This is a genomic window from Psychrobacter sp. CX18, assembly GCF_057396215.1.
The window spans coordinates 127,111-140,103 of sequence record NZ_JBXYJH010000010.1; the positions used below are offsets into that span (position 1 = coordinate 127,111).

Consider the following 12,993-nt stretch of genomic DNA (forward strand, 5'->3'; position numbering starts at 1 on the left):
AAATAAGTCTTTTGCTTGTCTTAGGTCATAAAGGACGAGTGTTTTGATGGTCTAACATAGGGAGATTAAGGTGACTCAAGAACCGCAACATTCAAACAATAGCTCTAACCCTCCCCACCTCGAAGGGTCAAGGATAGCGCATGACCCGCCACACTTCCATGATGACCCAACCGCCAGAGACCTAAGTAAACAGCGTCGTACCCTGATGTTTAGTTTCCTGATTATTACTGGATTTATGCTAGTGGAAGCCATTGGCGGGGTACTAACACATAGCTTGGCTTTATTATCTGATGCAGGTCACATGCTGTCGGATGCTGCAGCGTTAGGGGCAACCTTATTGGCTTTTAAAATTGGAGAAAAGCAAGCCAGTAAACAGAAAACGTATGGCTATAAACGCTTTGAAATATTGGTCGCTGGGGCCAATGGGGCAACCTTAATTATCATTGCAGTAATGATATTATGGGAAGCAGTCGGTCGCTTTACCTCCCCTCCAGACATTGCGTCAAAGGGCATGTTAATCATTGCCAGTATGGGTCTCATGGTGAACTTAATCGTCGCTTGGATGTTACACCGAAGCGGTGCATCCCATGGACATGCACACCCACACCATAATGAACATGATCCTAAACCCCACCAGTCGCATCAACATTCTGAGAATCATGCAAAGCCTGCAGAAAAAAACCTCAATATGCACAGTGCCTATCTGCACGTATTGGGAGATTTGCTAGGATCTGTTGCGGCTATAATCGCCGCTTTAGCCATGATGTGGATGGACTGGTGGTGGGCTGATCCGGTAGCCTCAATTATCGTCGCTATTTTAATATTAATAAGTGGTTTTCGGGTGGTTAAGGCGTCTACTCATATTCTTATGGAAGGTACGCCAGAAGAGATCTCCATCGATGAAGTAGCCCGTAGCATCGAATCTCATGCCAAAATTATTGCTGTGCATGACCTTCATGTTTGGACTATTACCAGTGGTCTACATGCGCTCTCGTGTCATGTCGTCGTTGATGGAGATATGCGAATTACTGAAGCAAGCGAGCTCATTCATGACCTTGAACACAGTCTTGAGGCTTTAGGAATTAGCCATACCACCATTCAAGTGGAGTCAGTAGAACATCCTCATAATCGACTTGATGCTATGGTTTGCGCCATAGACGAGCCTGCAAACAGTTCTGATACGAAGCCTTATCATGGACATGATCATGGGCATCATCATGACCATTCACACCACCACTAACCTAGCCTATTAATAATAAATCGTAATAAAGGCCAAATCAGCCAGACAAAAGCACCAATAATCATACCTGCGCCTAATACTAGCTCAGAGAGTCTAATAATAAGGTCCCAGCGACCCTCCCAAATATTTGGCGCGTAAGAAGGTCCCATAGTCGATATAAACATCAGATAAAAACCAATAAGACCACCGAGCCCAGCAGCCCCTATTCTAATCAGACTTTTAATGACTAGTTTTAGTGGATTTTGACTGAGTGGGGGTTGTTGCTCTCTACTCATGGTTGACTCCGGATTTAGGCCAAATTAAAGACAACGTCTATATACTCAAACACTTTAGAAAGTAGCTATAGTCTTTTAAAGAGCACCGCTATTTCAGCATCGACAACGTCAGACTCAATCTGAAGCAACTCACATAATTTTAATAAGAAACCTTGGGCGCTGTAATAGGCATCAATATAACTTCCATCCAAACCCATATAAGGACTGGATAAAACATAACGCAAGCGCTCAGAGGCAGCAATGGTATGTTGACGAGGATAGCCCATTGCTTTAATAATTAGACTGGCATTTAAGTCTAAAGCAGCCATTTTATGGACAGCCTGCTCAGCAAGGGCGCAACGTGGGGTATAACGACGGGTTACTAATCTAGAATTCGGCTGAGCATTTGACTTAGATTTTAATTGCGATTTTGATTGCGATGCTGCTAGCGAAATTGACGAAGAGCTTGATTCAGTTTTTGTTTGTGAATTAGCTAGCGAATTTGATTGCGAAGTTGACTCAGACTTTGACTGAGACTTCGATTGAAAATTAGCACTTGAATCCAGTACGGGTACGCCTTGGCAATCAGAATAAGAAGGGGGTAATACAGACATATCAGACTCCTAAACTCCGACAAATAGAATCTTATACGGCACTGATAACCTTGTCGGAGAAGAGGCTCATGCGCTTTACCAGATTTATTTTATATCGTGCTGGAAGTTGCAATGCGATAGTGTTTCAGCATTTACTGAAACAAAAGCAGTTAAACCCACGATAATACTCGCTATAATATCACATCCTTGTTGGTGAATAAATAATAGGCGCTATACTTGCCGTTTGCGTTTGCATAATCCTTATAATTTATTAGATCTTTTTCGGAATCCCTTATACTCAAACATAGACCTAAAAAAAACTGGCAAATAAATTGCCAGCTTTTTTAGGTTAAAAATTTAAAGTTTAGATATTAGGGGCTCTAGAACAACACACGTACGCGAATGGTTTCTTCAATGTCACGCAGCTTATCAAGCGCTTCTTGAGAGTTGCGATTGTCCACATCCATTACTAAATAACCCACGTCGCCTTCTGTCATTAAGCTTTGCGCTAGGATATTGATACCCGCTGATGCAAAAGAGGTGTTAATTTGTGATAACACACCGGGTACGTTTTTGTGAATATGCAATAGACGATGCGAGTCCTCTTTAACAGGGATACTAACCTCTGGGAAATTCACTGCTGTGGTAGTATCACCGGCATCTGAGTATTTAACAAATTTCTCAGCAACTTCGAGACCGATATTGGCCTGTGCTTCTTGGGTTGAACCACCGATATGCGGCGTCAAAATAACATTATCAAATTTACGTAATGGCGACTCAAACTCTTGATCCGCAGATTTTGGCTCTTTTGGGAATACGTCTACTGCTGCTCCCAATATTTTACCAGACTCAAGTGCCTCTGCTAAGTCATCAATCTCCACACAGGTACCGCGCGCAGCATTGATAAAGTAGCTGCCCTCTTTCATCTGCTCAAACTGCTCTTTTTTCATCATATAGCGGGTACTAGGCACATCGGGCACGTGTAATGTCACTATATCTGCTTTATTAAGAAGCTCTTCTAGACTACCCACTTGCTCCGCATTACCCAATGGTAACTTGGTCACCACATCATGATAGATGACTTTCATACCTAGACTTTCAGCAAGTACTGAAAGCTGTGAGCCGATAGAGCCATACCCAACGATACCCATAACTTTACCGCGTACTTCATGCGAGTTCTTAGCGGACTTACCCCAGCCACCACGATGAACCACAGCGTTTTTCTCGGGAATACCACGATATAGCATGATCGCTTCTGCCAATACCAATTCTGCTACTGAGCGGGTATTCGAATATGGCGCATTAAAGACAGGGATACCAAGCTCACGTGCAGCCTCTAGATCGACTTGATTGGTACCAATACAGAAACAACCAATAGCGATCAATTTATCAGCTTGTTCAAGGATATCGCGTGTCAACTGAGTACGTGAGCGGATACCAATGAAGTGAGCATCTTTGATTTTTTCAACCAACTCTTCTGGATCAAGAGCATGTGAAATATATTCAATATTGGTATAGCCTGCATCGTTTAGTACTTTAAGGGCATTGTCATGCAACCCTTCTAACAAAAGAAATTTAATTTTATCTTTATCAAGCGATAGTGCCATGTCGTAACCCTTATGTATTCTGAATGCGTATTTAAATGACGCTCTTTAAAATGAAAATGTATCATTACTATTTATGGTAGTAGAAGAATGCCAGTTCAAGGCTAGATTATAAAACAATTTGGTTCGTTAAATATGATCTCTGAAATATTTAATTTTAAACACTGCTAATAACCGTTCACAAATCTACTAGACTAAAAACATCACGTCAATAAATAACCCATCTGAAATTTTAATAAAACTAAAAAACATAATCTAATGAAACAGTAGAATATATTTTAGAACCTGTATTCATAAGCTATAGTTATGATATTTTAAGCATACAATGAGTCAATACGAGGAAATCATTCGTTATTATAGTCACTGTATTTAATCTAAATTTTAACAACGTAGTGGCTTATTTTAGGCAAAAGAGCCAATTATAGGTTGTGAATAAAGGTTCTTACACTACCTATTATCAGTATGTCATAATAGGACTATTTTATAACATATGACTTAACCTTGTCAGATCAAATTATGAATAAACCCTTGCCAATTAAGACTATATTGGCAAAAATAAAGTTATGGTATTACTTAAACGTCGCTTTTATTTTAGCTTAAGAGCTTATGTTAAACCTGACGACTTTTTAACTTAACGACTTTTTAACTTAACGACTTTTTAACTTAACGACTTTTTAACTTAACGACTTTTTAACTTAACGATTTTTTAACTGACGATTTTTTAACTGACGATTTTTTAACTGACGATTTTTTAACTGACGATTAGTTACCGCTTACTTTGAAGGTATATTGACTACCATTTATCATAGCTTAACTGGTTTAGACATCTGACTAATAACATTTCTCAGTACACATTACAATACAATACCTTTTTATTCCATTGCATACCTAACCTATCTAGAGACCGATATGACACTAATGAACCCTAATACGGCTAAAACGGCTAAAACGACTGATGCGACTGCTCATGAACGGACACATGGCGCTCATCAATCCAAGGTTGATAGCCCAAAGCTTGATAGCCACAAGCTTGCTGATATGCCTACAGATCCGGCGGCATTGACCACGCTACTCAATACCCTAATCTCTGAGCACCAATTCGATAGTACGCAAATCAAGACAGATACAGAAAGCTTATCGCATTGGGGTAAAGACTGGACCAAGCACTTTGCGCCAGCACCTAGCGCCATTGTGTTCCCGAAATCAACCGAACAAGTTCAAGCCATTATCAAGCTTGCTAATAAATATAACATTGTCGTCACGCCAAGCGGTGGCCGTACCGGTCTATCTGCCGGTGCTGTTGCCAGTAATGGAGAAATCGTCGTCAGCTTAGATAAGATGAATAAGATTGGCACGTTTTATCCTGCTGATAAACTGGTTGATATCGAAGCTGGCGTCATCACTGAACAGCTACAGCAGTTTGCTGAAGAACAAGGCTTATACTACCCCGTTGACTTTGCATCAGCAGGCTCAAGTCAGATTGGCGGTAATATCGGTACCAATGCTGGCGGTATTAAAGTCATTCGATATGGCATGACCCGTAATTGGATATTGGGCTTAACCGTCGTTACCGGTAAAGGCGATATACTGGAGTTGAACCGAGGCATGATCAAAAATGCCACAGGCTATGATCTACGCCATTTGTTTATTGGCGCTGAAGGTACGCTAGGCATCGTTACCAAAGCTCAAATCAAGCTCGAACGTGCACCGCAAGACTTAACGGTGATGGTGTTCGGTATGGACGAATTTGAGCATGTGATGAATGTCCTATCGGCGTTTCAATCCCAAATTGATCTGACGGCATTCGAGTTCTTTGATGAGGTAGCCATTGAAAAGCTCATGGCCACGGGTCATGTACAGCAGCCTTTTGAGGCGCGGACTAAATACTATGCACTACTTGAGTTTGAAGCTCCATATGAGCCTATTATGGACAAAGCGATGGCGATGTTCGAGCAGTGTATGGACAACGGCTGGATAGTGGACGGGGTGATGAGCCAAAGCATTGCTCAAGCCACTGAGCTTTGGAAGCTACGCGAATACATCTCAGAAACGATTTCGGTGTTTACCCCTTATAAAAATGACGTATCGGTATTAATCAGCTACGTGCCTGAGTTTATAAAAGACATTGAGGCGGTGGTCAATAGCCACTATCCTGACTTCGAGATTTGTTGGTTTGGTCATATTGGTGATGGTAATTTGCACCTCAATATTTTGAAGCCTGCTAACCTATCGAAAGATGAGTTTTTTGAGAAGTGCCAAAGCGTTAATGACTTAGTGTTTGCCACGGTACAGAAATACGGCGGCTCGGTGTCGGCTGAGCATGGGGTGGGTATGACCAAAAAGCCCTATTTACAATACACCCGTAGCGAGACTGAGATTGAGTACTTAAAACAGCTTAAAAAAGTGTTTGATCCGAATGGGATTATGAACCGTGGCAAAATCTTTGATCTTTAGGCGACGTCTCTTTTAGCCTTTCAGACTTAAGGTAGACTTAAGCTCCTTTAGAACACTTTAGAAAAAGCCGTGTCATTATAAAAGTGCACATTTTGAAAGTGCTCATTCTATTCAAATAACACCTAGGTAATTTCGTCAGATGATCTGACCTGTCGTCAATTGACATAAGAGCAAACTGAGGGCGAAAAGAAAGAGCGGTTTAGCCTCGATTGCAACGGTATCCTGCTAAGTTGAGCGAATGGCGTGGCTAGGCTTGGGGTGGCGACGCGAAGCAAGCGACAGCCCAAGGTGTAGCCAACGTCTCGCTCAAATTGGCAGATACAAGTGTAAAGCGAGATTGGCTACTACGGTTACATTCTAAGAAAGTAAATAGAACATAAGTGATTAGGAAAAATAAACCGTTCAGTCTAAAATGAGTGGCTTAAAAAATGATAGGAAGTAAATATACGAGCGCTAAAAGTACAAATATTCCTAATATTCCTTGAACTAATAAAAAGGTCTGATGGGGGCCGACCACGTGTTGAATCATATTGCCCATCGCATTTAAAGTAATGCCTGATTTTCTGATATACGGTGGTGTCTCAATTTTTTGCACTGCGTTTAGAAATTTCTCCGTATATTCAGGGCTCCATGAATTAGGTTTAAAGGGAAGAAACTCAGATAGACTATTGGCTTGCTTTTTGGTGGTCGGCGACCATAGCCAGCGCTCAAGGAATAACATCCGAAATGCCCAATTATCAAACTTTGGCACTTTAATTGGTTGCACCATTATTACCTTAATGTGCTTGTGACGTTTGTCCTCAAAGATATTACTTAATAAAGGAATCAATACCTTCTTCTTGCCTTCTATACATTGTAAAAAGTGACCATTACCATAACAAAGAATACCGGTTACCGCATTTTGATGATTATATCGACGTGCTTGTTGTTCAACCATTGCAAATATCTTAGTGTCTATACGACTTTTGAAGGTTAAACTACTCACATAAACTAACCTCATAAAATCATCATCATCGATTTTACTTAAGGTTTCAACGGTGGAATGCTCGTATAGAGGCATTGTTATAATCCTTAAAACAGGTCGTAATTTATGTCAATTTATAGACGACTGATAAGGCAAAGTATGAATTTACTAATTCGTCTTACCAATCTAGCATAAATATAGTAACTTTGTATTACATAGTTTAACGCTTGTAACCGTCCATACCTTGTGTAAATCAGTTTAAAAGTAATTCAATTTAGGAAAAACTAAACTTATTAATAAAAATAACCTTGTGAAAAAAAAGCAGCTTAAGTGACATCAGACAAATTAAAAGGTAACTATATGACAGATAAAATCGAAGATTTTCATTTAAAAATTGCAGAGATTAGAAAAAAAGACTATCCCCAACTAAAGCAGTTAATGGATCGTGTGTACGCAAACTTGGGCGGGGCGTGGTCAAAAAACACCGTAAATACGTTAATTGACTCTTTTCCTGAAGGACAAATCGCTCTGTTTGACCACGATAAGCTGATTGGTATGGTGCTGACCATGCGGGTCAATTATCAACGCTTTTCAAATCCACACACTTATGATGACCTACTCGGTCAAAGCGAAATCATCAAAGATGATCCCGAAGGTGATGCGTTATATGGTATTGATGCGCTCATAGATCCTGATTATAGAGGCTATCGATTGGGACGCCGCCTATATGATGCGCGAAAAGAGCTGTGCCGCCAAATGAACTTTCGCGCTATCTTGGCCGGTGGTCGTATCCCTAAATACTATAACCATCAGGACTTGACGCCCGGCGAATATATCGATGCTGTTGAGGCCCGTGAAATCTATGATCCTACTTTGTCTTTCCAGTTATCCAATGGGTTTATCGTTAAACGTATTTTGACCGGCTACCTACCTGATGACAAACAGTCTAAAGGCTTTGCTACCCTGCTTGAGTGGGCAAATATCTATTATGAGCCACAAGACTACAAACCTAATGCCCGCAAAACCGATGTGCGTATTGGCGGTATCCAATGGCAGATGCGCGAGGTCGAGTCGCCTGAAGAGCTACTACAGCAAGTCGAATTCTTCGTCGATGTTATGGCGGATTATAATGCTGACTTTGCCTGCCTGCCTGAGTTTTTTAACGCGCCATTAATGGGTCTGTGTGAGTCAACTGATCAAAATATTGCCATTCGCTTCTTAGCGGACTATACCGAATGGTTTAAAAACGAAATCTCGAACCTTGCGGTCAGTTATAACGTCAATGTGATTGCCGGATCTATGCCATTATTTGATGAAGAAGAAGAAATATTGTATAACGTTAGCTATCTTTGCCGACGAGATGGCACCGTTGAAGAGCAGCGCAAAATTCATATTACCCCTCATGAGCGCAGTGCATGGGTGATTGAAGGCGGTAATAAAGTACAGGTGTTTGATACCGATGCAGGACGAATTGGTATATTAATCTGCTATGATGTTGAATTCCCTGAGCTTGCGCGTCTGTTAGCGCTAGAGGACATGGACATCTTGTTCGTGCCTTTCTGGACAGATACCAAAAATGGCTACTTACGCGTGCGCCATTGCGCCCAAGCACGCGCCATTGAAAACGAGTGCTATGTCATGATTTGTGGTTCAGTCGGCAACTTACCGCAAGTAGAAAGCTTAGATATTCAGTACGCCCAATCGTCCGTATTCTCCCCTTCTGACTTTGCGTTTCCCCATGATGCCATTATGGCTGAAACCACTGCCAATACGGAGATGGTGTTCTTCTCGGACTTGGATTTAGACAAGTTAATACATGTGCGCAATGAGGGCTCAGTGAATAATCTTAAAGACCGTCGTGAGGATATCTTCACCTTAAAGTGGAAGAAAAAAGCCAAACAGTCGGTTAAACACAGTACGCCAAAAGAGCTTAAAGACAACTCTCATAGTGTGAGAGATGGGGTGCCTCTACATGATAGAGCGACCAAACCTATGTAATAATATAGTTGAATTTTATGTCACACCGTGATGTTGAAAAACTTGAGTCTAATTCTAAACCTAATTCTATGCCCAATTCTACGTCAAAGCTTGCAACCTCAAAAAAGGCATGGGCTTGGGCATGGACTTGGTTAGGCTCAGTCTTTAAGTATCTGGTTTTGTTTTTGGTAATTTATACGGTAATAAACTGGTGGCGTCAGCCGGTGATGCCTGCCAGCCCTACCCTACAGCTTAAAGATTATCGAGGACAACCTGTCGATATCGATAATTTGAGTCAGCGCTCCCCAGTATTGGTCTATTTCTGGGGAATGTGGTGCGGGGTTTGCCAAGTGACCTCGCCTAAGATTAATGCGTTGGCACAGTCTGGTCATTATCCGATTGTCACCATTGCCATCCAATCGGGGAGTAATGATGAGCTTCATCACTATCTGTCCGAACATGACTATACTTTCACCACGATCAATGATGAGTCTGGCGAGATATTTCGACATTGGGAAGGGCAAGTGACGCCGTCATATGTCATCTTAAAAGATGGCGAAATGACCCAAGGATTAACAGGTATTCAACCCCAATGGTCTTTAAGACTAAGATTGTGGTTATCCTCTTTGATGTAATGTAGGTGTAATGCAGGGGTTATGCAAATGAGTAATGTCTGCTATTTACGATAGTAGCTATCGTGTTCTCTTAACCACCAATTCATATTATTTTGACGTTTCGCTCTAAACGCTTCAAGCTTTGTGGCAGCTTTTACATTATGACGTCTTAATGTATCAATACCAAATAAGATCGGCACACTGACCAATACCCCATGACGCAGTTTTGACTTAGGCAACCCCAGTCCATCGCCAATATCATCACCAACTAACGTCCTTGTGACACTGGCATTGACCAATTCAACAAATCTGCCTTTTTTATTGTCCTCGCCCATAATCTCTGATGGCAACCTGTGCAGCGCATCTGCTAACGGTTTACCGACCTCAAAGTCTAAATGCTGCGTGGCCAAATAAGTATAGATCCACTCCCAGCACTGGGTTTCAGTGTCGGGTAGCCGCTTTAAATCAATACCCATCCACCAACTGGCTAAATGCCATAAGTGCAGGATACCTTTGGCTTCTTCTTGAGTAATTCTAGCACCTAGAAGCCTTAACCCTCGCATAATTAGTAAAGAGAACTGTAAATGGGTGGCGACCATGTCAGTTTGATTGATTGGTGTGCCCCAATAGGCAGTATCCCACTCTTGTTTGAGCAGCTTTTGACGGACGATGGCATGTATCTGGCGGACGCTAATACTTTGTCGCCACCCTTCACTGCCTATCGCTAGCACACTATCTGCCCCATTAATCTGAGGATGCTCTGAGACTGCTAAAATATAAGAATAGGTTCGCATCAGCCTAGGTAGTGCATCGTGAACCAATGCACCAGTCTGGGTTAAAGGGAGCGATAACGCAGGGATGCTATACCCTGCCATTAAGGCTACATTTCGAAGTAACCATATCAGCATCAATGGATAGCGGCGGTAAGCAATTGCGCCAATTTCTGCCAAATCTGCATTAAACCACTCAGGGTGGGAGGAGAACTGCTCGACAAGCTGTTGATAATTGGCATTATCGTCTAACGCATTGTCGTTTAAAGCATTGTTATTTAATGCATTGCCGTTTAAAGCATTGTCGTCTATCACCTCGCCATTTATAACAATGTCAGATTCAGTCTTGAATGACGCTGATAAGGGTTTGGTCGTATCTGCTAGTGAGTGCTCGGACATAATATGAGCTTGCAGCGGTTTGGCAAACTTATAATTGGCGGCAAGCAGTCTGTCTGCAACAGGGTCTCCCCTATCGTACCCTTGAGCCATTTCATTCAATAAGTCTTCTGAAACCGTGAAATCTTTTGGCAATAAAAACTGGCGTATACGCTTTAAAACCTGTAGGTCGGCGTGGTGGTCTATCGCCGTGGTACGACCATGGTGTTTGATCATAGGAGTACTCTTAATGGTGTCTAGGCCCAATAAATCTCAATAAATCCTCAATAAATCTCAATAAATATTGGCGAGATGTTTGGGTCTGTATAGAATAATATGATTAAAAATTATAACACGCCTGCATGACAGTTGATTTTAAGTCGTGGGTTTCAGATTGCTTAAAAGCACGTTACACGCTTCACGTAACTCCAGTTGAATATGACTAGGTTAGTTTGAGTTAGGTCGAGTCGGGTTAAACACAGCATAACTTTTTATGACTGACACATTTTTAGGTTAAGCTAACAACGGTCTTCATATAAACGGATAAATTCGTCTATAATACGTTTGAATAAGTTATACCATGAACGAGGGTATCCACTCTCACTGATAGTCACACGATCTTAAAGTGTTTTGACTATATATTTTACCTCACACGGTTAAGGACAGTTTATGGACCCTCACGCTACTGATACCCCCTCTGCAAAAGAACCCCTCCCTTTATATGAGTATAACCCAGACTTTAGTAATGGAAAGTGGTTTCCAAACTGGAAGCCTTTTCAGGGTGATTTAGATCGCCATCCAGTCGCTATCAATGAATATTTACCGCCTGTCAAAAGTGTCATGCTAGCCATTCAACATACCTTTGCGATGTTTGGCGCGACGGTGTTAGCCCCATTGTTGATGGGGTTTGATGTGAATTTGGCTATTTTGATGTCAGGCATCTGTACCATACTGTTCTTTGTAATAACGGGCGGTCGTATGCCAAGCTATCTTGGCTCTAGCTTTGCGTTTATCGGTCCAGTGATCGCAGTCACGGCCTATGCAGGCAGTGGCCCAAACACCAACTTAAATGTTGCTCTTGGCGCTATTATGGTGTGCGGTATGCTTTACGCTTTGGTAGGGCTTTTGGTGATGAAAGTCGGTACTGATTGGATAGAAAAGCTGATGCCACCTATTGTCACCGGTGCAATCGTGATGATAATCGGTCTGAACTTAGCCCCTGTTACGGTACAAGGCATATCTGCTGACCAATTTGATGCGTGGATGGCCACTTTAACCGTGGTGCTGATCAGTAGTGTGGCTATCTTTACCCGAGGTATGCTTCGCCGTCTGCTGTTACTTGTCGGCCTTTTGCTGTCTTACATTATTTACTACATGGTCGCAAATATAATGGGTTACGGCACACCTATTGACTTCACTACCGTACAACAAGCGGCTTGGTTTGGCTTGCCTACGACGCACACGCCAGAATTTAGCTTAGATGCTATTATTTTAATTGCGCCCATTGCCTTTATCTTAATCGCTGAAAACTTAGGCCACTTCAAAGCCGTTGAAGGAATGACTAAATCTCATGTCACCCCTTATATTGGTCGCTCCTTCTTTGCTGACGGTGTCGCCACCACATTTTCAGCTGGTTTTGGCGGTACGGGCGTCACTACCTATGCTGAAAATATTGGGGTAATGGCCGTCACCAAAATCTACAGTACTACTATCTTTGTTATGGCAGGTGTGGTGGCTATATTCCTTGGCCTATCGCCTAAGTTTGGGGCAGTGATTCAAAGTATTCCAGCAGCCTTATTGGGGGGCGCGTCTATTGTGGTATTTGGATTAATTGCCATTGCTGGGGTGAAAATCTGGATCGACAATAAAATTGACTTTAGTAAAAATAGCAATCTCATCATCGCTGCCGTTACTGTCATAATGGGGGCTGGTAATTTTAGTCTCCATATCGGCGGCTTTGACTTAGGCGGTATCGGAACCGCAACGCTTGCGGCTATTGTTCTAAATCTGCTGTTTAATCGTGAGATCGCTAATAAAAAATAGCCTCTTAAACCTAACATCGAAACTCTAATTCTGGGCGTTGTTTCAAATTAAGGTTTTGGGTCTAAATAACAAAGCCCATTTTGATTGAAATGGGCTTTATTTATT

The 12,993-nt window shown here is 41.9% G+C and carries 10 protein-coding genes; 5 read left to right on the forward strand and 5 right to left on the reverse strand.

All coding sequences use genetic code 11. The features are described from left to right. Positions 1-70 precede the first annotated feature (70 nt). Entirely contained in the window at positions 71-1,240 is a 1,170-nt protein-coding gene (locus tag AC2SLT_RS09075; protein ID WP_486547334.1) for a cation diffusion facilitator family transporter, read from the forward strand. Here the strand turns inward: AC2SLT_RS09075 and AC2SLT_RS09080 are convergent. The 3 genes from AC2SLT_RS09080 to serA form a co-directional block, all read right to left on the reverse strand. Next, positions 1,237-1,515 (reverse strand): hypothetical protein, encoded by a 279-nt coding sequence (locus tag AC2SLT_RS09080; RefSeq protein ID WP_486547335.1) that lies wholly within the window; start codon positions 1,513-1,515, stop codon positions 1,237-1,239. The genes AC2SLT_RS09075 and AC2SLT_RS09080 overlap by 4 nt on opposite strands. Before the next feature lie 65 nt (positions 1,516-1,580). Next, complete coding sequence (locus AC2SLT_RS09085) at positions 1,581-2,108, reverse strand: hypothetical protein (protein ID WP_486547336.1); 528 nt, start codon at positions 2,106-2,108, stop codon at positions 1,581-1,583. A 359-nt stretch (positions 2,109-2,467) separates the two neighbouring features. Then, a complete protein-coding gene (gene serA, locus AC2SLT_RS09090) occupies positions 2,468-3,694 on the reverse strand; it encodes a phosphoglycerate dehydrogenase (protein ID WP_486547337.1) in 1,227 nt (408 codons plus the stop codon). A gap of 1,035 nt (positions 3,695-4,729) precedes the next feature. On the opposite strand from serA, the gene AC2SLT_RS09095 reads away from it, so the two are divergent. Continuing rightward, the gene (locus AC2SLT_RS09095) at positions 4,730-6,145 is read left to right on the forward strand and encodes an FAD-binding oxidoreductase (RefSeq protein ID WP_486547379.1); all 1,416 of its coding nucleotides are present in this window, start codon (positions 4,730-4,732) and stop codon (positions 6,143-6,145) included. A 421-nt stretch (positions 6,146-6,566) separates the two neighbouring features. On the opposite strand, the gene AC2SLT_RS09100 is transcribed toward AC2SLT_RS09095, so the two are convergent. Beyond that, the gene (locus AC2SLT_RS09100) at positions 6,567-7,205 is read right to left on the reverse strand and encodes a BLUF domain-containing protein (RefSeq protein WP_486547338.1); all 639 of its coding nucleotides are present in this window, start codon (positions 7,203-7,205) and stop codon (positions 6,567-6,569) included. Between the two features lie 264 nt (positions 7,206-7,469). Here AC2SLT_RS09100 and AC2SLT_RS09105 point away from each other — a divergent pair, with 264 nt between their 5' ends. Together AC2SLT_RS09105 and AC2SLT_RS09110 are read left to right on the forward strand one after the other, a co-directional pair. After that, the gene (locus AC2SLT_RS09105) at positions 7,470-9,107 is read left to right on the forward strand and encodes a GNAT family N-acetyltransferase (RefSeq protein ID WP_486547339.1); all 1,638 of its coding nucleotides are present in this window, start codon (positions 7,470-7,472) and stop codon (positions 9,105-9,107) included. Between the two features lie 17 nt (positions 9,108-9,124). Beyond that, the gene (locus AC2SLT_RS09110; RefSeq protein WP_486547340.1) at positions 9,125-9,721 is read left to right on the forward strand and encodes a protein disulfide oxidoreductase; all 597 of its coding nucleotides are present in this window, start codon (positions 9,125-9,127) and stop codon (positions 9,719-9,721) included. A gap of 41 nt (positions 9,722-9,762) precedes the next feature. Here the strand turns inward: AC2SLT_RS09110 and AC2SLT_RS09115 are convergent, their stop codons facing one another. Then, positions 9,763-11,082 (reverse strand): oxygenase MpaB family protein, encoded by a 1,320-nt coding sequence (locus AC2SLT_RS09115; protein WP_486547341.1) that lies wholly within the window; start codon positions 11,080-11,082, stop codon positions 9,763-9,765. Between the two features lie 432 nt (positions 11,083-11,514). On the opposite strand from AC2SLT_RS09115, the gene AC2SLT_RS09120 reads away from it, so the two are divergent. Beyond that, positions 11,515-12,888 (forward strand): solute carrier family 23 protein, encoded by a 1,374-nt coding sequence (locus tag AC2SLT_RS09120; protein WP_486547342.1) that lies wholly within the window; start codon positions 11,515-11,517, stop codon positions 12,886-12,888. Positions 12,889-12,993: the final 105 nt, after the last annotated feature.